The following is a 22151-nucleotide window of genomic DNA, read 5'->3' on the forward strand; positions in this document are numbered from 1 at the left end:
GCCTTTATCTCCTTCCTGCTAAATAGATTAAAGCCCTCTAAAGCAAGAAATTGAAAAATTTCAAAACATACTCTAAGATAACAATATATTACTTCGTAGGACTAAACAACTAACAACCTGACATTAAATTGAAAGACGTTTTCTGACAAGCTATATAGAATTAAAAAGGCCACTGGTACAAAGGGGCATTTATTACAAACCAAAGACATTACATGAGCGGAATTGAACAGTTTTCATTAACAGGCAAAGTAATCGTAATGACGGGAGCCACCGGCATTCTGGGTGAAGCCATGTCGCTTGCCATTGGCGGGGCCGGGGCTAAGGTAGCCATTCTGGGGCGCAACCGGGAGCGTGCCGATGAGCGGGTGGCAGCAATCAGGGCTGCTGGCGGAGAGGCCATCGCTATATTAGGGGACGTGCTGGATGAAGGGCAGATGAATGCAGCAAAAGAAGAAGTGCTGAAAGCCTGGGGAACCATAGACGGCCTGGTGAATGCTGCCGGCGGAAATATTCCCGGCGCCACCATCATGCCTGACCAAAACTTGTTTGACACTAAAATTGAAGATACCCGGAAAGCCGTGGACCTGAACCTGTTCGGCACCATCATCCCAACGCACGTCTTCGGGAGAGTGATTGCCGAGAAAGGAAAGGGTGCCATTGTTAATATCTCTTCACTGACGGCGCAACGGCCACTCACCCGGGTGCTGGGCTATACCCTGGCAAAGAAAGCGGTGGAAGCTTATACCCAATGGATGGCTGTGGAACTGGCGCTGCGCTACGGCGATGGCGTACGGGTGAATGCCATTGCGCCCGGTGTTTTCCTGACAGAGCAGAACAGGAGCTTGTTGCTGGCCCCAAACGGAAGCTACACGGATCGGGCACAGAAATTTATAAACCATACCCCTTTCCGGAGGTTGGGAAACCCGGAGGAACTGACCGGTACGCTCATTTACCTGCTGAGCGATGCTTCCCGGTTTGTGAATGGAGAAACGCTGCTGGTAGATGGCGGCTTTAATGCTTTCAGCGGGGTTTAGGACAATTCACATTCAAGCTAAATATCCAAATATGTCACTGTTACAAAGCTGGAGATGGTTCGGCCCCAATGACCCCGTGTCCTTACAGGACATCAGGCAGGCCGGCGCCACCGACATCGTTACGGCGCTGCATCATATACCCAATGGCGAGGTCTGGCCTGTGGAAGAAATCCGGAAGCGCAAGGCGGAGGTGGAACAGGCCGGACTGGTGTGGAGCGTGGTGGAAAGTGTGCCGGTGCACGAGTCGATCAAAACACAAACCGGAAACTTTAAAACTTGCATAGAAAACTACAGGCAGTCGATCCGGAACCTGGCCGATTGTGGCATCTATACCGTCACCTACAATTTTATGCCCGTACTGGACTGGACCCGGACGGACCTGAGCTACACCGTGGCGGATGGCTCCAGGGCGCTGCGCTTCGAGAAGGCTGCCTTTATCGCCTTTGATGTATACATGCTGCGCCGGAAAAATGCGGAGAAAGATTATACAGTACAGGAATTGGAGAGGGCCGGGCAGCGGTTTGATGGCATGAGCGGCGAAGAGAAACTGCTGTTGCAACGGAACATTATTGCCGGGCTGCCCGGTAGCGAAGAAAGTTTTACACTGGGCCAGTTTCAACAGGCGCTGGATGCATACGCAGGCATAGACGCGGACAAACTGCGGCAGCACCTCGTCTATTTCTTGCAGGAAATTATACCGGTGGCGGAAGAAGCGGGTGTGAAGATGGTGATACATCCCGATGACCCACCCTTCAGTATCCTGGGGCTGCCAAGGGTAGTAAGTACTGCTGCCGATGTGGAGGCCCTGGTAGAGGCGGTGCCGTCCCTGAGCAACGGGCTGTGTTTTTGTACAGGGTCGTTCGGGGTACGGCCAGATAACAATCTGCCGGAAATGATAAAGCAGTTTGGAGAACGCATCAACTTTGTGCATCTGCGAAGCACGCAACGGGATGCTGATGGAAACTTTTATGAGGCCAATCACCTGGAGGGCGACGTGGATATGTATGCGGTGATGAAAGAATTGATTATCCTGAACAGCAAACGAGCGCATCCCATCCCGTTCCGGCCTGATCACGGCCACCAGATGCTCGACGACCTGCACAAAGTCACTAACCCCGGTTATTCCGCCATCGGAAGGCTCCGCGGGCTGGCAGAGTTGCGCGGCCTGGAGATGGGAATTGAAATGTCTATGAGCAGTAAAGCAAAATAAAGTCAGCATACCTAATGGATAAAAAAGTTATAAAAGCCGGCATCGTGGGTTCGGGGTTTGCCGCCCGGTTTCATTACGATGCGCTGCAACGTGTATTCAGTACCAAAGTAGAAATTGTGGGCGCATACTCGCCCTCATCAGAAAATCTGCAGGCATTCACAACGCAGCGGAACCTCACCGCATTCGACAGCCTGAAAGCATTGCTGGAAAGCGCTGATGTGATTCATGTATGCACGCCGCCCGTAACCCACGAGCCGATTGTGGTAGCAGCTTTGAAGCTCAACAAACATGTGATTGTAGAAAAGCCGTTTACCGGTTATTTTGGTGACGGAAGTAAGGATTTTAACGGGGATACCTTCTCCAGAGAAAAGGGACTGGAAGAAACCCTGAAAAGCATCAGCCGGATGCTGGAAGCTGAAAAGGAAAGCCAAGGTGTGATTATGTATGCCGAAAACTGGGTATATGCCCCTTCCATACAGAAAGAGCGCGATATACTGGAAAAAACAGGCGCCCAGATTATCTGGATGCATGGCGAAGAATCGCATTCCGGCTCGCATTCTTTAGCATACGGCCAGTGGAAGCTTTCCGGGGGTGGCTCCATGATTGGGAAAGGCTGTCACCCTTTGTCAGCCGCCATTTATCTGAAACATGTGGAAGGCCGCGCCCGCAACGGAAAAGCCATCCGGCCAAAATCTATCTCCGCACGAACGCATGCCATTACGCGTATGCCCGGCTTCAAAGACGAAGGCCACCTGAGAACCACTTATAAAGACATCGAGGACTTTGCCATGCTGCATGTTGTTTTCGAAGACGGCACCATCGCCGATGTGTTTGCCAGTGAACTGGTGTTAGGTGGTGTGCACAACTGGATTGAAGTAAATACCAGCAACCACCGCACCATCTGTAACATCAACCCCAATACCGCCATGCAGGCATACACACCGGCTGAGGTATACTTCAAAGATGTGTATGTGGTCGAGAAAACAGAAACCAAGCAGGGCTGGTCTTCTATATCACCGGACGAAGGCTGGTTTGCCGGTTATCAGCACGAGATGGATGCCTTTTACAGGTCTGCTGCCTTTGGGGAGCCGGTAGAAAGCAACAGCAGCCTGGCCGCCGACGTGATTTCTACCATCTATGCCGGCTATGTTTCCTCAGAAAGAAAAGGCGCCGAAGTGCCCATCACCATACTATAGCTGCCGGTAATTGGCTTTGGAAGATAACAGCTAAAATGAACCTGATTCCATCCACGGCCCCGCATACTTCAGACTTTATATACATATCGCATCAACAGAAGCCTGTTAAATTATACCATGGAAAAAACTAAGATAAGTACGAATGGCACTATCGGAGAAGCCAAAACAGGTAATTACCGTTGGGTAATTTGCGCCTTGCTTTTCTTTGCAACTACTATCAATTACATCGACAGGCAGGTTATCGGCTTACTGAAACCTACCCTGGAGGCTGAATTCAACTGGTCGGAGCTGGATTACGGGTACATCATCATGTTTTTTTCGGCCTCTTATGCTGTTGGCTATATTATTTTCGGCAGTATCATCGACAAAATAGGCTCCAAGCTGGGGTACACCATTTCTGTGACTGTCTGGAGTATTGCCGCCATACTACATGCTGCCGTAAAGAGCACCCTGGGTTTTGGTCTGGTCCGGGGGCTGCTGGGCCTGGCAGAGTCGGGCAACTTTCCGGCGGCCGTGAAGGCGGTAGCGGAATGGTTCCCGAAAAGAGAGCGTGCCCTGGCTACCGGTATTTTTAACTCCGGCACCAGCATTGGGGCAGTAGCGGCTCCGCTCCTAGTGCCCTGGATCCTGGGTGCATACGGCTGGCAGGAAGCCTTTATAATTACCGGAGCTCTGGGTTTTATATGGCTGATATTCTGGTGGTTCCTATATGAAGTACCTTCCCGCCATAAAAAACTTTCTCCTGAAGAATACGCCTTCATTCATATCGATAACGAGCCGGCCCTCGTGGAAACCACCGGAACGCTCAACTGGAGCCACCTGCTTCGTACCCGGCAAACGTGGGTGTTCATCGTGGGCAAAGTATTAACCGATCCCATCTGGTGGTTCTTCCTGTTCTGGCTGCCTTCCTATTTCGCCACCACCTTTAACCTGGACCTAACCAAGCCAAGCCTGCCGCTGGCGGTTGTTTATACTGCTACCACGTTTGGAAGTATAGGCGGCGGCTATCTGTCCTCCTACCTGATTAAGCGGGGCTGGCCGGTACTGAAGGCCAGGAAAATTACTTTGCTTATTGTAGCTTTTGTGGTACTGCCTATCGTACTGGCAAGGTATGCCACTGATATCTGGGTGGCAGTGGGCATCATCAGCCTGGCGGCAGCCGCGCACCAGGCCTGGAGCACCAATATCTTTACCATCGTATCGGATATAGTACCTACAAGAGCAGTAAGCACGGTGGTGGGCATTGGCGGCATGTCCGGCTCCATCGCCTCTACCATTTTCCCGCTGTTTGTGGGCGCGCTGCTGCAATACTATGAAACCCTAGGAAATATTAGTGCCGGCTACAACATCCTGTTCATCATTTGCGGTTTCGCTTATCTGCTGGCCTGGATAATTATACATCTGCTTACCAGGCATATGAAGCCGCTGAAATTATAGCAGAAATATACTTTGGGCAGCGCCTGCCCTGTTAAACTTTAAAAGCTCTTTTACATTTCAGAAAGTCAAATATTAAAGATGAAAAAATATCTGTATCCGTTGCTTATACTTATACTTGCCTGTTCTTTATTCTACTGCCAGAGTAGTAATCCCATAAATGCACAGCAAACATCCGCTGACCGCGCGGAAGTAAGCAAACCTGAACCTGTAAAGTATAACCTGGCATCATCGCCTGTTGTTTCCCCGGAAGCGTCTCTCAAACTGATGCAGGTAGCTGACGGATTTAACGTAAAATTAGTGGCGGCAGAGCCCCTGGTCAGCACGCCGGTTGCCCTCACGTTTGATTACGACGCCCGCATGTGGGTAGTGGAAATGGATGGTTACATGCCTGATACCGCCGGCACCGGAGAAGGTATACCGAGCGGCAAAATTGTTATTCTGGAAGACACCAACCAGGACGGCGTGGCTGATAAGCGGGAAGTATTCCTGGATTCGCTGGTGTTGCCGCGCGCCATTTGCCTGATTGACAACGGCATTCTGGTGGCCGAGCCGCCAAGCCTGTGGTACTATGAAATAAACAACGGCAAACCGGGGAAAAAGACGTTGGTAGATGCTGCCTACGCCGCCGGTGGCAACGTAGAGCACCAGGCAAACGGCCTGCTGCGGGCACTGGACAACTGGATTTACAACGCCAAATCAGACAAGCGCTACCGCAAGGCAGGAGATAAATGGCTGATTGAACAAACTCATTTCCGCGGGCAATGGGGCATCACACAGGATAATTACGGCCGGTTATACTATAATACCAACTCCGAAAACCTTCTGGGAGATTATTTTCCACCGGGGTTCGGGGCTTCCAATAAATACCAGCGTGGCGTTGAAGGGTATAATGAAAAGATAGTGGCCAACAACAGGGTTTATCCCATCAGGCCGACACCGGGCGTAAACAGAGGGTACATGGAAGGTATTCTGGATGACAGCCTGCGGCTGGTGAATTTTACGGCTGCCAGTGGGCCTGTTGTATACCGGGGCGGTTTATTTGGCCCAGACTATGCGTTCAATGTGTTTGTGGCCGAGCCCTCCGCCAATCTCATCAAACGCAATATCCTGCACGAAAACGGTTATATAACAAACGGAAAACAGGCATATGAAAGCAAAGAGTTTTTAGCGAGTGTGGACGAGCGCTTTCGCCCGGTAAGCTTATACAATGCCCCGGACGGCGCTTTATACATTGTAGACATGTACCGCGGCATCATCCAGCATAAAACATATCTGACCGACTACCTGAAGAACCAGATTGAGCAGCGGGAACTGACGCAGCCTTTAGGGTATGGCCGCATCTATAAAATTGTGCCGGAAGGCAAAACGCCCGAGATGGTAGACCTTCCTGACAACCCGCAGCAATTGGTTAAGCTGCTCGGGCATCCGAATGGCTGGGTGCGCGACAATGCCCAGCAAATGCTGATTGACCGCCACTATACCCAGGCTATTCCGGCTTTGCGGCAGGCAGTAAATGAAACAGACAACCAACTGCAATCCATTCATGCGCTCTGGACCCTGGAAGGATTGGGTGCCCTGAAAACAGAAGAGGTACTGGCATTATTAAAGCAAACAGCCTGGCCCCTCCGGATGCAGGCATTAAGCATTTTGCCTTCTGTACTGAATAAAACAAACTACAAACAATTCGTGCCGGTGCTTGCGCAGCTGGTGGACGGCGGTGACAAGCTGGCTGCCCCATACGTTGCTTTCATAGCAAACTATATCAGGCCCTTAGATGAGGCAGCTGCCAATAACCTGTTACAGAAACTGGTAAAAGTATACCCTGATAACAAATACGTAGCAGATGCCGTGATAAGCAACCTGCAGGGCCGCGAAGAAAGCTTTAAGAAAGAAATAGCAGCCTTTGCGCCGGATACGGCACTTGCCTTCCACAAAAGGCTGCAGCGGGTAATAGCGAACGCCAACAGTGCCCGGGCTAACCGGAATCCGGAAACGCTGCTGAAGGAATTTCCGAAAGGAGCGGCTATGTTTGCCTCCACCTGCCAGACATGCCACGGGCCGGACGGCAATGGTATAAAATCGCTGGCGCCTCCTTTAAATCAGTCGGAATGGGTGCAAGGCGACAAAGACAAGCTTATTTCTATTGTGCTGTTTGGACTGACCGGCCCTGTAAAAGTAAACGGCCACGTGTACAAAGCGCCTGAAATTAATCTCGACATGCCTGGTATAGGTTACGACAAGGATCTGGCTAACGAAGATGTGGCGCAACTGCTTAGTTTCATCAGGAAGTCGTGGCGAAACGATGCTTCCGAAGTGAGTACTGCCGATGTAACAAAAATACGCCAGAAGCTCAAAGACAGGCAAAAGGCTTTCACCATTGAGGAATTAAATAAACTGTATTAATGAGTTATTTACATCGCTGCTAGCAAAAGTATAATCCGGCTATACTTGCCTGTCTGCTATCAGAGGATTCTTTATATCAGATTGATTTTAAAAAGACATACTTGTTATGATAGTTTTGCTGAAATAATGATTGGCGAAGCAACCCGGTAGGTTTTAAAACCTGCCGGGTTTAGAAATACTTACGTCTTCTTTATTTCAATTTAGTATTATAAAATTAAAGCCTGCCCTGTTGATACCTCAGCAGGGCAGGCTTTAATTTTAATGGCTTATACTTTGTATTGCTTATGTAGCAGGCAAGTGCCTGCTACACTTTTTGCAAGCACGTTTTGCTACCTGCAGGAAGATTACTTATTCTCCATCTTCATCTCCAGCAACTTCATAAAATACCCGCCTACCACGGAGCGCGCCCGGAAGTTGAGCACTTCGGCATTAGTAGTTTCATGCCAGTCGCTTATCGGAATTCTGGCAGGGGTTTCGTTGGCATACTCCCACACAGGATGCACAAGTGCTTTAAAATCAGCTTCGTTATCGGTCAGGGTAGCTGTCCAGAGTATCCAGTCAGATTTGGTGTACGTCTTGCGGCTGTCCAGCGGTAATCCGTAAGTACGCTGCTTCGTTAAATAAAAGTCTATTTCCTTATCCATCACAGATTCCGGGAAAATGTTCAGGTCTAAAATGTCATCCCAGGCCAGGTTATACTTCTGGCTCCAGGTTCCCTCCTTCCCGAAGGCTAAAGTATAGTGGTCGCCATCCGCTGCCAGTTGCATCCACTTCTGCGCCATGCTTTTGGCCAGTTCTGTATACTGCTTTTCAACATCTGCTTTACCGAGCATACCTGCCAGCTTTCCGTAAGCGGCCAAAGCCTCTATGGCCTTTACCGAGAGATTGGCATTACGCGCAAGGTGGCCTGCAAAGTCGTCGGTAGAAAGCTGGTTTGCCGGATCAAAGCCGCTCTTTTTGAGGTATTCTGCCCAGGTTGTCAAAGTTTCCCAGTGTTTTTTAGCGTAATCAGCGTTCCCTTCTGCTTTGGCTATAGCAGCCGCAAGTATAACCATGTTGCCCGCCTCTTCTACCGGCATGTCCTCACCATAGGTCTGGCCGTTGGCAATCGGGTAAGTGCCCAGGTCGTGCGCCGCGAACGGCTTTTTCCACTTACCACTTTCGCTGTAGTAGAAGATACCGTTCATCATGCCTTTCACCAGGTCTGGATTATATATCAGAAATAAAGGGGCTGAAGGGTAGGTAAGATCCACCGTATTGATGGAGCCGTTGCTGAAGTTTTCTTTTGATAAGAACAGGAGCTCGCCTTCAGGGCTTTTTACGATTGTGTGTGCGGCGATAGCCTGCCGGTACACCAGTTCGCACAAATCTGCATACTCCTTGCCTCCGGCTTTTAGAGCATCCTGGTACAGCTTATCATCGAAAGCCTCGCATTGCTGTATTACTTTTTTGTAGTCTGCAGCTGCTTCAGCCAGTTCTTCTTCCATGGTATCAGAGGCATCGAGCTTCCACCAGGGCTTCAGGTTCTGGTGGAAAAACTGTACCGAATAAAGCTCATCATAACCCAATAGAAAAACCTGTTCTTCTGCTTTGCTCCCTACTTTGCCCAGGGGCACAATGGTACTCAGCACCAGGTTTTTGCCAGATTTAGTACCTGTGGATGATGCTTTGGAAGAGGAAACAAACGGAGCGATGGCCTGTGTTGCCGGCGCCACATACTGGATTGGCTTGTCAGCGGTAGGAACAGCCACATACATGTAGCCCCAGTCGATGCGCACGTTGTCGCCTTTTTTTTGCAATATAGGCTGCTCTTTTGTGCCGGCCTTCAGTATAGCCAGCTTGCCGGAAGTATACTGCTGTGCGCTTACCTCCTGTTCAGGTGTGTTTACAGCGATGTTTGCGGAAGCGCCAAAGTATAATTGCACCTCATGCTGTGCCTTGTCGTTGGACTTCACCTGGAAGGATACATAAGATACCGGCCTGGACAAAAGCTCCAGATCTTTTAATAGCAGCGGCGACGTGAAAGTAGCCGTCACATCTATGTCGCCGCAGGTGAACTGGTAGGTGGTTTGTGTGGCATCCAGCTGTACGTCTTTTTGTACGGCAGGAATTACTTTTGCATCATCTTTTGACGTTTGTTCCTGAACCAGACCGGCATCTAGCCATCTGCCTCCGGCAGTATTGGCCACGTGTATGGCCAGCACGTTTCCTTCTTTCTTCAGCTTTTTTGCAGCCGCATCGCTTATCGGAATGTACTCATACTTGTTCGTCCAGCCGCTATGCCGGTAAATCTCCTCGCCATTCAGGTATACTTCCACATTATCATCGTGGTTAAGCTTCAGGAACAGCTTGTTCAGGTTTGTATCCTTAACCGGAAACGTTCTTCTAACCCATAGATCATCACTCTTCCAGGGTGTTTTAGCCTTTTGCTGATCATCGCCAAAAGGTGCAGCCCCTGATTTCCACTGTGCTGCATCAAACTGTGGGTTCATCCAGCCGGACGCAGGCTCAGCTTCCGTGTATTGAAAGGCATAGTTTTCCTCATCAGCCGCCGCCAGCACCGTGTTGTAGGTTCTTGCCTCCTGCCCCAGAAAACGGTAAACTTTGCCATCTACCTTCACCATGCCTGTCAGGGCCTGCTCTTCTCCGGTCCAGTGTTTGGTGGTAGACTTAGAGACATCATCTCCGAACGCCCAGATACTGAAATAGGGATCATGCGTGATTAAAGGGTAAGCAGGCGCTCTTAGTTCCTGTGCATTTGATGCAAGCCAAGGAAACCACAGGAGGCAGAGTACAAAACATATTTTTTTCATAAGAAAGCTGGTATAATATTGATAACTCTTTAAAATCTAATTTAATAAATGTTTAAACAATGTATAGGAATTCTATACTTCTTAATTCGCTTCAGACAAGGAGAATGGTTTATCTTCCGCTTTAATCCCCCTTTCAAGTGCCGGTTTGCTGCCCATTTCAAAATGCAGGGTTCCGCCGTTTACGATATCGCTGTGACGTATCCAGTTATGCGTATATGGTTTTCCGTTAAGCGTGGCCGACTGGATGTATACATTCTGTTTGCTGTTGTTATCGGCTTCAATGATGAACTTCTTGCCATTCTCTAAGGTAATCGTCGTCTTCCGGAAGACGGGGCTGCCGATTACATACTGGTCTGTGCCCGGGCAAACGCTGTAGAAACCCATCGCACTTAGCACATACCAGGAAGAAGTCTGCCCCTGATCTTCATCACCGGGGTAGCCGTTCTCCGTAGCGTTGTATAGCTTATCCATCACGGTGCGCACCCTTTCCTGCGATTTCCAGGGCTCCCCGCCATAGTTGTACAGGTATACCATGTGCTGAATAGGCTGATTGCCGTGTGCATACTGCCCCATGTTAGCCATCTCCATTTCGGTCATTTCGTGAATCTTCCGCCCGTAGGTGCCCACCTTCACCGTATTCGGCACGCTGAAAACAGAGTCCAGCTTGGCCGTATAGTTCTTTTCGCCGCCCATCAGGTTTATCAGTCCCTGCTCGTCGTGGAACACCGACCATACCCAATGCCACGCATTGCCCTCTGTAAAAGGCCCGCCCCACTCCACCGGATCGAAGCCGGGCACCCATGTACCATCGGCTTTTCTGCCGCGCATAAATCCGGTAGACGGATCATACACATTCCTGTAGTTATACATCTGCCTGGCAAAAATCCGCTCATAAAAGGGATTGTTTGTCTGCTTTGCCAGCTGGTAACCACAAAAATCATCGTAAGCATATTCGAGAGTTTTAGCCGTGGCCTCACCGTGTTCAGGATAGGGAACATAGCCGAGGGTAAAATATTCCTTCCATCCCTCACGCCCGTTGGCCGGCCCCCACGGACCTTTGTTGGTGGCCTCGTGCAGATAAGCTTCCAAAGCCTTGTCAGGATCGAAAGTGCGAATGCCTTTCACCCAGGCATCAGCTAACAGGGAAATCGCATGATTGCCGATCATACTTCCTGCCTCGCCCGGAAATGACCAGGACGGGAGCCAGCCGCACTGCTCCTGCGCATCCAGCAAAGCCTGCATGTAGCGCCCGTGCATGGTTGGGTGCAGAATGGTGTTGAGCGGAAACTGTGCCCGGAAAGTGTCCCAGAAGCCTGTATCCGTATACATGTATCCCTTGTATATTTTCCCGTCGTAGGGGCTGAAATAGTAGGGATTACCCTCCTTGTCATACTCAAAGAACTTGCGTGAGAACAGGCTGGCGCGGAAAAAGCAGGAGTAAAAGGTAGCTTTTTCTGCTTCGGTGCCGCCTTCCACCAATATTCTGCCCAGGTGCTTGTTCCACACATTTCCGGCAGCGGCCCTGGTGGCTTCCAGCTTTTTATACTTGCCAAGCTCCTGCTCCAGGTTCAATTCTGCCTGTTCGGGGCTGATATAAGACGATGCTACTTTTGCCTGCACCGTCACGCCGTCTTTAAACTGCACATATGCGCCTATACCTTTTCCCTCATTTGTCAGCACACCTTTGGCGATGGCACCATTCGTGTTATCCCAGGTGCCCTGCGCTTTAAAAGGCTTGTCGAAAACGATGACGAAGTAGTTCTTAAAGTTTTCCTGGAGCCCTCTTCCGTTATGGACGTAGCCAATGATTTTGCGTTCTTCCGGGATAATTTTCACCATGCTCATACCTGTGTAGCCATCCAGTACCACATAGGAGCTTCCGGATCGGGGGAAGGAGAACCTGGCATGCACGCCGCGCTCTGTAGGCGACATTTCGGTGGTTATGTTATTATCCAGCTTTACTTTGTAGTAGTTTGGCTTGGCAATTTCGTTCTGATGGCTGAACCGGGCTGCCCTGTCATACTGATTAACTACCAGCTTACCTGTAACGGGCATCAGGGAGAACACGGCATAATCGTTTGTCCAGGAACTACACTGGTGCGCCTGCTGAAAACCCCGTATGGAGTCGGCGGCATACTGGTACTTCCAGCCGTCGCCGTTTTTGCCGGTCTGTGGTGTCCAGGTGTGCATGGCAAAAGGAAGCGCCGTAGTCGGGTACGTATTTCCGCGCGTCAGCTCAAACGAGGAGTTGGTGCCCTGCAGCGTGTTCACGTACTTTACCAGATCAGGCACTTCTGCCGAAACAGAATACCCTGATAAAGAAAGCAATAAAATAAAAACAGCTTTTAATCTCATGTTCTTTGATTTATTGTGGTAGCTGGAAGTTCGTTTATGTTTCAAAGCTGCACCGGCATTTATTTCCATCCTGACAAGGAGCATTTGCGATACTTAACCTTTGCGCAAGTATGCGTTGTCAGTTATTCAGCTTGATTGCTCCCAGCCGGGCATAATTGCGCTCGTTGCATTCTGCTCAGGGCATTAGACGAGGAATAACTAAACCGTTTTAGCATATAATAACAATAATTAATCCATATAGCCATTCCGGGAAGAGTTCCGTTTACCGTTTGCTCTTCCTCATATTCAGCAGGAATGTGCCTGATCATTATATTTATGTATGGCCGTATCCACCTGCAGCAACTTATACTTTCCGGAGAAATAGTCCATAAAAGCTTGTAAGCACCATATTTATGAATGCCTTTCCTTCAACTCATAATCGTGAATTTGAATATAATTTTGATGAAATTATAATTATGTTCAAATTATTTTAAAACGGCATCCTTCAACGATGTTGTATATTTCTGTTGCATGCACACGCTCTGAAGCGCTAACAGTAGATGCATACTTCATAAAATAACAGGCACAGTTTCTTAAAAGCTGCTTTGCCTGGTGCTTTATGGTATAACCCCCTGCTATTTTCTGTTTCGCCGGCAGCATAAAACCGAATCAAAAAGGCCCCTGCACAGGCAAACTATGCAGGGGACGGAACCGTTGAACTAAATCAGGAAAATGCCAGCCTAATTGCCGGTGCGCCTTAATTCTTCCAGGCTGTTGTTGCGCTGGTTCTCGTCTATCTTCTGGCCTTTGTTGAAATGGTAGCGCAACGTAAGGCCGACGCTGCGGTTGCGGAAGTACTGGTTAAACTCACTTACATTTCCTTCGCCCACATTGGCGGCAATAATCAGGCGCTGGCTTTTAAACAAATCATAGGCATTCAGGCTCACATCGAATTTATTGTCCATAAAGCTCTTTTTCAGCCCCATGTTTACCCATACCTGCGGCTCTACACGGTACAGCGCATACACGGCCGGCCCCTGGTAGGTAAAGTTAACTTCCAGCTTAAAATCCTTCGGCAACAGCACCGTGTGGTTCGATTGCAGCATGTAAAACAGCTGATCGTTTACAACCTCCTGCCCGCTTGCATTCCCGCTGTACGCGCTGTAAGAAAGCACAGCCGTGTTGTTGGTATCCCAGTTCTTCATCACTTTAACAGGTGCCACGGCGGTTAAACTCAGGTCTTTGGACTGGTCCAGGTTGCCGGTATAGTAAATGGTGGTGGTGGTTTCCTGGTCTACAGCGGGCAGTTCTGCAATTACATCGTGCGTTACCTGGTACTCCAGTGCCAGGCTGTAGGTCTTTTTAAAGGTCTGGGTGATGCCGAAGGAATTGGTATACTCGGGCCGCAGGTCGGGGTTGCCCTGTATGTAAGTATAAGGGTCGCGGTAAAAGATGAAAGGGTTCAGGTTGCCATAGTTGGGGCGCTGCAGCCGGCGGCTGTAGTTATAGTTAATCTCGTAGTTGTCGGTTACTTTTTGCTGCACGAAGAGGCTGGGAAACAAATCAAAATAACTATACTGCTTCACCTCACCTGTCAGCCGGCGCTCGCCATTCGATACGGTTTGCTCGGCACGCAGGCCTGCCTGTAGGGAGAAGTTCTTGCCCAGTTTGCTTTTCCAGTTGGCGTAGGCGGCAAAAATATTTTCATCATACACAAAGTAGGTTGTCCGCTCGGGGTCCAGCACGGGCTGTTCGCTGTTGTTAAAGAAAAAGCGGGAATTGTTGTCGGAGATCACGCGGCTGGCTTTGGCCCCGAACTCCAATTTGCGGCCCTTGCTTAATGCGCGGGTATAATCTACTTTGGCCGCGTAAATATCGAAGCCATTGGGGGTAGACGTGTAGAGAAAATCCCTGCGGATGGGCTGGTCGACCAACAGACTGTCATAGTAGTTGTAAAAGTTGGCTTCGCCCTCGTTGCGTATCTGCACAAAATCCAGGTCAGCCGACAGCATGGTACCGGCCGTATCGAGCTTGCCCACATAATGCAGGTTGGAGGTGAAGTTCTGAAAGCGGTTGGTATTATAGTTATCTGCATCAATGTAAACCACGGGCGCGTTTGGTGCGGGCCCAATGTAGGTATCTGTCAGGAAATCGGCGCTCAGGTCGTTGGTGGTATAGTTGGCCATAAAGCCGATGCTGTGCTGCTCGTTAAAGCTATAATCTGTACCTAGCCGGACAGCAGGCGGGCCCTGCACTTCATAGTTGCCGGTAGCTACCTGGTCGAAATACGTGGTTTCCTCGTCGCCTTTAAACACGCGCGTAAACGTAGCTTCGCGGCCCCCGACACGGCGTGCCTCATCCAGCATCAGAAAAGAATTCCAGTGGCCTTTTTTATAGTTGATATTGCCGCCCGCAGAGTAGCCGTGCTGTTTGCCGTTGTAGCGATACCCGGCATACACACTGCCGCTCATACCTTGCTGGCTATTCTTTTTCAGGTTGATGTTCAGGATGCCGGATGAGCCTTCGGCATCATACCTGGCAGAAGGGTTGGTGATGATCTCGATGTTTTTGATGTTTTCGGCCGACATGCCCTCCAGCAAGGTGCGCAGATCGCGGGCTGAAAGATAGGTCAATTTATTATCCAGCATCACGGTTACACCGGCCTGGCCATTCAGCCGTACATTGCCATCCTGGTCCATAAACACACCTGGCGCTTTGGAAACCACATCGTACGCTGTTGCGCCGGCTGCCATGGCCGTGCCTTCCACGCTCACCACCAGCCGGTCTGCTTCCTGCACAATCGTAGGGCGCATGGTCTGCACATCCACCTCTTTTAGCTGGGTAGCTGCCGGACTGAGTTTTATACTTCCCAACGTTAAATAGGGCTTGCTTTCTGTAAGGGTTAGCTGCGGCAGGGTTTTCGTCTTAAAGCCGATAAAGCTGAAGACCAATTCATAAGTTCCTTCCTCTAAACCGGAAAAAGAAAACTGCCCCTGCTTACCGGTGAGCGTGCCGTTTACGGATTGCTGGCTTCCCTGCTGCAACAGGGCAACCGTGGCAAATTCTACCGGCTTGCCGGTGAGGGAATCGAGCAAAATACCTGAGATTTTACCGGTACCGTTTGCGTTTTCCTGGGCCAAACCAATGGTAGAAGAAACCAACATAAGGCAAAGCGAAGCCAGTAAAAAAAGTATGACTTTTTTCATAGTTATAGGTTTTTGATGTTGCTGGTAAGAAGGGTGGTAACGTTTCTTTGACAAAAGACAGCAGCCGTTCTGAATGGTTGCATGTGGTTTGGTTTACTTTATACTTTGTGCGTGCCCATTCCTGAATAATTAAACTACCTGTGGGGCGCAGCTCCTCTAAGCTGTTGCTGCACTGGCGCTCTTCATTTCCTGACCTTTGCTGAAATTGTAACGAAGAGTTACACCCACATTCCGGTTTAGCAGGTACTGGCCGAACTTGCTTGCATTGCCGCCCTTGCTGGTATGATCTGCAAACTCATATCCACCAGAGAATACAAATGGCACTCTACGCGATTTTCTGAAGTTTTAAATAATGGATGTATGCAGCATTCTGGCACAAAGCACGCAAGTATGCCGATGCTGTTATATTTTACAGTGCCGTATGCTTTGGAGGTAAGGCCTGCGGAGGCAAACCTCGCCCTGCCAGCTTTCAGGTGGTAAAGCAGGTGTTCCTGTAACAAACGGCGCCATAACCGGAAGTATAACGGGCGCAGGTGTAAGTGCTCTTCCGGCTGCAGGCGGCGAGCCTGCAGCCGGAAGGCAGCAGGGTTTAATCTTTTTCTTTCAATGACTCCATCGCCATGCCGTGTATTTTAAGGGCGATGTACTTGTCCAGGCTGTTGAGGTTGTAACCCTCCTGCTTTGCTTTTTTGATGAAGTTGCTGTCGATGCCGTGTATTTTGGCACTTACCGCATCCTCCATACTCAGATCTGTAAATCCTGCCTTTTTAAGGTCCTGCACGTAAGCGGCGTCCACATCATGTATTCTGGCATTCACCATGTCCTGGAAAGACAAATCTTTGAAACCCAAAGCCCTGATTTCTTTGGCAGAGGCCGAATTTAGCCCGAATATCTTCGCCTGCACTACCTGGTCCAGCGTCAGCTTGTCGAACCCGGCGGCTTGCAGTTCCCTGATAAATTCCTTGTCTACGCCATGTATTTTCAGCTCTATTATTTTATCGAGGGAGAGGTCTCCGTACCCCAGGGCCTGCATTTCCTTCATCGTAGCCGGGTTTACCCCGTGTATCTTCGTCTGGATGATTTTATCGATGGAAAGGTTTCCGAAGCCGGCCTGCTGCATACTTTTGATATAAGCGGCATCAACGCCGTGAATCTTTGCTTCCATCATCTTCTGCATACTTAAGTCTTTGAAACCGGCTCCCTGCAGCTCCTGCACATACGCCGCGTCGATGCCGTGAATGCGGGCAGCCACCACATCTTCTACCGACGGCTTTTTGTTGCTATACTTCTGAAAGAGGTCTACATACTGCTGAAAGTCATGCTGTGTAATGTTAAAGATGGCCAGTTTTTGCAACTGCTCGCCCTCTACATCTTCATAATTTTTCTTCAGGTAGCTGATGTAGTTCTTGTCTACATTGGCAAAGAACAAGTGAAATAACAGGTTCTGTTCGTCGGTGGTGATGTTGTTATCGGCCAGGTATTTTTTAAAGGCAGCATCTTCGGTAAACGTATACTTGCCCTGCCCTACTTCGGCCTCCAGGTTGCCGGTTAACTGCAAGGTGCCGGCTTCACGGGTCATTACGTAGGTCTCATTTCCTTTCTTCTGGAACTGGCTTTTGTCAAAACAGCGGGTCATGTTCCAGTTCGAGGAGCCTTTACTGCCTTTAAATTCGAAGCAATACTGGCCGTTTTCCTGGCTGCTATACCAGTAGCCGTTTGACATATCTGCCTGGCCATTGATGTTGAGTGAGTTCCCGCGCTTCGTACCTGTCTGTTGTTTGATGCTTTCCTTTAGCTTTTCCTTCACTTTGGCCTCTACTTTCTCCTTGATTTTTCCGGTCAGTTTTTCTTTGCCGCTTAAAGCTAAGGTAGGATTGGGAGTAACTTCAGGAGCAGGCATCGCCATTGTTTTATCATTGGGTGTTGCCTGGCTCACAGCAGGCTCATTTACGAGCAGGAGCGTACCGAAGAACACGGGCAGCAGGAAGGCATACTTCCAGTAGGCGTGCGGGGTTGATTTTTTAGCGTTCATCATCATAATGCGTTGTTTTAACAAAGATTGATTATAGTTGGTCGTGATGCTCAAGGGCTTGTTGGGTACCGCAATCTGCACGAGGTTAAACTGGTATTGCTCCCGGGCTACCTGCTCTTTTTCCAACAGCACGGCATCGGTCTGGTACTCGTTGTTTTTCTCAATTTCTCTTCTCAGCAGCCAGACAAGGGGGTTAAACCATAGAATGATAACGGCAAGTTCTGCAATCAGCAAATCGAAGCTGTGCCCCAGCCGCGCGTGTATTTTCTCATGGGCGATGATTTGCCCGTAGGTCTCGAAATCGTACTCATCGGGGTAGATAAAGATGTACCGGAAGAAAGAGCAGGGTGCCTGCCGGCTGGCGGTGTTCACAATGACGCAGTCGCCGTCCTGAATCTTATCGGTAGCGGTATGTATTTTATAAAGTATACTGCCCAGCTGGAAAAGCAGGCTCAACGTAAATACCGCCACGCCAAACAGATACAGGGCGGTTAGCCAGTAGCCCCAGCCAAACTCCTGCGCAGGACCGGGTTCCGCTACAGCAGTTGCCGGAGCAGCCACATTTGCTACCCTATGCTCGGGCTGAATTAGGGCTTCCGGCTGCTGCGCTTTTTCCGGTATTTCCGTTCCCATTATTTCTCCTGCACCCCTTGTTATGGCAGCATCTTTAGCGCTGTCCAGGTACCGGATAGCGGCCTCTTTCTGCTCGAAAATGGTCGCCAGCACGCCCTGCTGACTTACCAGCTTCGGCAGGCTGACGTAAGGCAAGGCAAAAGCCAGGGCAATGCAGCCGAGCAGATAGAGCCTGTTGGCGGTAAAGAAACTTTCCTGCTGGAGCAGGAGCTTGTAAAACAGAAGCGCAATACCAATGGCAAAGGAGGCTTTTAGCAGTAACTCTATCATAGCGGCAGTTTTTAGCGGTTCTTTTGAGATTTTATAATGCGCACCAGTTCATCAATTTCTTCATCCGACAGTTTCTCCTCTTTCGCAAAGTGCGTTATCATTTTGGTGAAGGAATTGCCGAAGTACTTCTTTTTGATGGTGGCCACATCCTGCTGCCTGTATTCGGCCAGCGGTACCAACGGGGTGTACTGGTAGGTGTTGCCAATCTTTTCGGCACTCAGAAAGCCTTTCTCTGTCAGTATCTTCACCATAGTGGCAATGGTGTTGTAGTGCGGCTTTGGCTCCGGCAATTCATCCATAATCTCTTTGATGAAGGCTTTCTCCAGTTGCCAAACAACCTGCATAATCTGCTCTTCTCTTTTTCCTAATTTTTGCATGGTGTTAAAGTTTACCCAAACATACTAATCCATTCGGATAATTCCTAATACATTAGTAGTAATCTTAATCAACTAGTACGAAAACTACTGTATTAGGATTAAGTATGTGAAAAGTTTTTATTGCGGTAGGTAAAACAACCTGTTCAGGCGCATCACATTTCACAGAAACAGCTAATGTATGGCTCATACGTAGACTGCGCAGCAGCCTTATTTTGTACTGTGGCTAATCAGGAAAGATTCTTTGCGGAAGGAGATTTTCTGCCTGTTCATACTTTAAAGACAAGCCAAAAGCAGAGGCGTTTCATTTTTATTTTTGTCATCCTGAAAGGATCTTGTTGGAAGAGGGCCCCTACCCCCGCAAGTTGCATCTGCTTAACCTCCCGGGGGTAGGGGCCCTCTATTTCAACCAGGTTTCTTCACAGAATGACAGGAATTTTTAGCTTCGGATTTGGGAATCCATCAGCTCTTCCTTCAAAGGAATATTTCATTACCCCGGCTTCAATTTTCAAACTCAAATTGCGATTTACTAAGGGTGTAGAAGTATAACCCACCCCTAACCCCTCCGAGGAGGGGAATTTTAGTCACTTTTGCAGGAATTCCACTCCTCGGAGGAGGCAGGTTTTCAGCATCAGCTATTAACCCATTTCAGCAAATCGCAACTTGGGTTATCTATAACAGTAGCAGATCTTAAGCAGTGATCGGACAATATTAGACTGCAAACCCGCTCCTACCTGATTTCTCCATACTACTTTACCTGCCAGTCCACTTTGGGAAACACCACTTCCAGTTGCCGCCTGATTACGCGGTAATTCCCTTGCCAGAAGCTACCCAGATCAGACACAGTGGTAATTGGTTTCAAATCCGGTGTCAGCAGGTGGAGTTCTACGGCCATGTCGCCATGGTCTACGTGCGGGTGTTCGTGCCAGCCGAGTACATCCTGCAGCCGGACCTCCAGCTTGGGTGGCAAGCCGTTGGACTGGTAGTCCAGTTCTATGAAAGAGCCATCCGGCAGTTGTATACTTGCCGGAGCCAGTGCATCGAGCCGCGCCAGTTTCTCCACCTCGAGTTGCTTTTGCAGCATGGGCAGCAAATCTATTTTCAGCAGGTCATCGGGCTCTTCTACCTCATACAGGTAGGATTTCAGCCAATCGGCATTCGTCATCAGCAGCGTAGGCGTGCTTACATCAGGCCAGCCTTCCAGCGGACGCCATTTGCGCAGGCTCAGCACGCGGTTTTGCCATTGCGATACCTGTTCGTTAAAGTCCAGCAGGTGCTCGCCTTCCTGTTTAATGGCTTCGGAGATGGCGGGTACGCGGTGCTTCTCGTCGGGGGCAGGCAGGGGTTTGCTTTGCAAAATGATGCTGCCAATGCGGGTGTCCAGCGAGGCCGTGAGTTCGCCGTCGTTTACGTCCCAATGGTAGCTTTCCTGTTGCTTGACGAGCGGGGCCAGGTCGCGGGGGTTGAGCGGCGAAGCCAGGAAAATGCGGCCCGGGTTGTCCTCCCCGCCGGCATGCAGGTGTGCAATGGCCAGCCAAGGCTCGTGCGCCAGTTCGTCGCGGTGCCCGGCCGAGGCATACTTGCCGTTTGCTAGTTGAAACTGCGCATTGTTGCCGGGCCGGGCGTAGGCGATACGCTCGGGGTAGCAATGCGTCAGCAACACACCGGTTTCATAGGCATCAAACGTGTCATTATCCGGTTCGATGTTAAACAGCTGGCGGTACGAACGGGCGACCTTCTCGATTTTGCCCATACTTTTGCCCTGCCCCTTTTCTTTGCGGTACCTCCGGAGGGCTTCTATTCTTAAATTAATGTCGATGCCAGCGTTGCGGTTCAGTGGGTCGCGCTCTTCCAGGATAGCGGCAATATCGCTGGCCAGCGCCACCTGGCCGGTTTCGTCGGCTTTGAGCAGCATGTGGGCGATACGCGGATGGCAGGGCAGCGCGTGCATTTTCTTGCCGTGCGCAGTGATGCGGCCATGCTCCAGCGCCTGCAACTGGTGCAGCATGTCGGTGGCGTATTGCAGGGCGGCGCGCGGTGGCGGGTTCAGCCAGGTGAGGCTGCGGATATCCATGATGCCCCACTGCGCCATGTCCAGCACCAGCGGGGCCAGGTCGGCTTCCAGAATTTCGGGGGTGCGGTGCGGGGCCATGCGCTCCTGCGTGGCTTTGTTCCACAGGCGGTAAGCGGTACCCGGCCCTAGACGGCCGGCGCGACCGGCACGCTGGTCGGCGGCGTCTTTGGAGATGCGCACCGTTTCGAGTCGCGACAAACCGGATTTCGGATCGAAGCGGGAGGTTTTGCCAAAGCCCGTATCCACCACCACCGAAATGCCTTCTATCGTCAGGCTGGTTTCGGCTATACTTGTCGCCAGCACCACTTTGCGTTTGCCTTCGCGGTTGGGCATGATGGCGGCGTACTGCTTGCCGAAGGGCAGCATCCCGAACAGCGGGTGAATCATGAAGCCCCGCAGCTGTTTGCGTAGTATAACTTCCACTTTCCGGATGTCGTTTTCGCCGGGCAGGAACACGAGGATATCCCCTTCCTTTTCCCTGGCTGCCTGCTGCACGATACGTGCCGTCATTTCGGGCAGCATGCGGTCGTCGGCATCGCCGGTATAGATGGTGTCGATAGGGTATTGCCGCCCTATACTTTGCGCCACGGGCGCGTTGAGCAAACTCGTGAGCTGGGGCATATCCAGCGTGGCCGACATTACAAGGATGCGCAAGTCCGGGCGAAGCGTTTGCTGCGCTTCCCGGCTCAGGGCCATGGCGACATCGGCATGGATGCTGCGCTCATGAAATTCATCGAAAATCACAATGCCTGTACCTGTTAGCGCTCTGTCGCTGTGGATCATGCGGGTGAGAATGCCTTCGGTAACGACTTCGATGCGGGTTTTATCAGAAATGCGTGTTTCGAAACGGATGCGGTAGCCGACGGTCTGGCCTACCTCCTCGCCCAGCAGCTGCGCCAGGCGCTCGGCAATGGTTTTGGCCGCCAAACGCCGCGGCTCCAGCATGATGATTTTCTGGCCTTTCAGCCAGGGTTCGTCCAGCAGCGCCAGCGGCAGCAAAGTACTTTTGCCGGCTCCGGGCGGGGCGTTTACAATGAGCGTGTTCTGTGCGGCAAGGTTCTCCCTAACGGCAGGTATAATTTCCCGAACGGGTAGATCTATGGTAAAAGGGTTGAAAGGCAAGAGGTTAAGCTTG

General features: G+C 50.3%; 11 protein-coding genes. 5 read left to right on the forward strand and 6 right to left on the reverse strand.

All coding sequences use genetic code 11. From position 1 onward, the window contains the following. The first annotated feature begins 212 nt into the window (after nt 1–212). The 5 genes from I2I11_RS20910 to I2I11_RS20930 all read left to right on the forward strand — a co-directional run bounded on the left by I2I11_RS20910 (nt 213) and on the right by I2I11_RS20930 (nt 7280). On the forward strand, nt 213–1034 hold the full coding sequence (locus tag I2I11_RS20910; protein ID WP_196269708.1) for an SDR family oxidoreductase: 822 nt from the start codon (nt 213–215) through the stop codon (nt 1032–1034). Between the two features lie 31 nt (nt 1035–1065). Beyond that, on the forward strand, nt 1066–2244 hold the full coding sequence (gene uxuA, locus I2I11_RS20915; RefSeq protein WP_196269709.1) for a mannonate dehydratase: 1179 nt from the start codon (nt 1066–1068) through the stop codon (nt 2242–2244). Between the two features lie 14 nt (nt 2245–2258). After that, nucleotides 2259–3440, forward strand: coding sequence for a Gfo/Idh/MocA family protein (locus tag I2I11_RS20920; protein WP_196269710.1), 1182 nt, complete (start codon nt 2259–2261; stop codon nt 3438–3440). Nucleotides 3441–3557: 117 nt separating this feature from the next. Then, nucleotides 3558–4877, forward strand: a complete 1320-nt coding sequence (locus tag I2I11_RS20925) for an MFS transporter (RefSeq protein ID WP_196269711.1) — start codon at nt 3558–3560, stop codon at nt 4875–4877. 78 nt (nt 4878–4955) lie between these two features. Then, on the forward strand, nt 4956–7280 hold the full coding sequence (locus tag I2I11_RS20930) for a DUF7133 domain-containing protein (protein ID WP_196269712.1): 2325 nt from the start codon (nt 4956–4958) through the stop codon (nt 7278–7280). Between the two features lie 344 nt (nt 7281–7624). On the opposite strand, the gene I2I11_RS20935 is transcribed toward I2I11_RS20930, so the two are convergent. From I2I11_RS20935 to hrpB, 6 genes are all read right to left on the reverse strand, one after another. After that, nucleotides 7625–10093 (reverse strand): glutaminase family protein, encoded by a 2469-nt coding sequence (locus I2I11_RS20935; protein WP_196269713.1) that lies wholly within the window; start codon nt 10091–10093, stop codon nt 7625–7627. An 81-nt stretch (nt 10094–10174) separates the two neighbouring features. After that, nucleotides 10175–12448, reverse strand: a complete 2274-nt coding sequence (locus I2I11_RS20940) for a GH92 family glycosyl hydrolase (RefSeq protein ID WP_196269714.1) — start codon at nt 12446–12448, stop codon at nt 10175–10177. Between the two features lie 719 nt (nt 12449–13167). Next, nucleotides 13168–15633 carry a TonB-dependent receptor domain-containing protein gene (locus tag I2I11_RS20945; protein WP_196269715.1) on the reverse strand — a complete coding sequence of 822 codons (2466 nt, stop codon included), beginning with the start codon at nt 15631–15633 and terminating at the stop codon, nt 13168–13170. Nucleotides 15634–16222: 589 nt separating this feature from the next. After that, a complete protein-coding gene (locus I2I11_RS20950) occupies nt 16223–18568 on the reverse strand; it encodes a M56 family metallopeptidase (protein WP_196269716.1) in 2346 nt (781 codons plus the stop codon). 11 nt (nt 18569–18579) lie between these two features. Continuing rightward, nucleotides 18580–18945 (reverse strand): BlaI/MecI/CopY family transcriptional regulator, encoded by a 366-nt coding sequence (locus tag I2I11_RS20955; protein WP_196269717.1) that lies wholly within the window; start codon nt 18943–18945, stop codon nt 18580–18582. A gap of 745 nt (nt 18946–19690) precedes the next feature. Continuing rightward, nucleotides 19691–22138 carry an ATP-dependent helicase HrpB gene (gene hrpB / locus I2I11_RS20960; RefSeq protein WP_196269718.1) on the reverse strand — a complete coding sequence of 816 codons (2448 nt, stop codon included), beginning with the start codon at nt 22136–22138 and terminating at the stop codon, nt 19691–19693. Nucleotides 22139–22151 lie beyond the last annotated feature (13 nt).

This window comes from Pontibacter rufus (assembly GCF_015694705.1).
GTDB classification, from domain to species: domain Bacteria; phylum Bacteroidota; class Bacteroidia; order Cytophagales; family Hymenobacteraceae; genus Pontibacter; species Pontibacter rufus.

Bases quoted from the DNA above. Each gene is read 5' to 3' on its own strand.
- I2I11_RS20935 (WP_196269713.1), bottom strand. From the start codon at position 10,093: ATGAAAAAAATATGTTTTGTACTCTGCCTCCTGTGGTTTCCTTGGCTT.
- I2I11_RS20940 (WP_196269714.1), bottom strand. From the start codon at position 12,448: ATGAGATTAAAAGCTGTTTTTATTTTATTGCTTTCTTTATCAGGGTAT.
- I2I11_RS20945 (WP_196269715.1), bottom strand. From the start codon at position 15,633: ATGAAAAAAGTCATACTTTTTTTACTGGCTTCGCTTTGCCTTATGTTG.
- I2I11_RS20910 (WP_196269708.1), top strand. From the start codon at position 213: ATGAGCGGAATTGAACAGTTTTCATTAACAGGCAAAGTAATCGTAATG.
- I2I11_RS20920 (WP_196269710.1), top strand. From the start codon at position 2,259: ATGGATAAAAAAGTTATAAAAGCCGGCATCGTGGGTTCGGGGTTTGCC.
- I2I11_RS20930 (WP_196269712.1), top strand. From the start codon at position 4,956: ATGAAAAAATATCTGTATCCGTTGCTTATACTTATACTTGCCTGTTCT.
- uxuA (WP_196269709.1), top strand. From the start codon at position 1,066: ATGTCACTGTTACAAAGCTGGAGATGGTTCGGCCCCAATGACCCCGTG.
- I2I11_RS20925 (WP_196269711.1), top strand. From the start codon at position 3,558: ATGGAAAAAACTAAGATAAGTACGAATGGCACTATCGGAGAAGCCAAA.
- I2I11_RS20955 (WP_196269717.1), bottom strand. From the start codon at position 18,945: ATGCAAAAATTAGGAAAAAGAGAAGAGCAGATTATGCAGGTTGTTTGG.
- I2I11_RS20950 (WP_196269716.1), bottom strand. From the start codon at position 18,568: ATGATAGAGTTACTGCTAAAAGCCTCCTTTGCCATTGGTATTGCGCTT.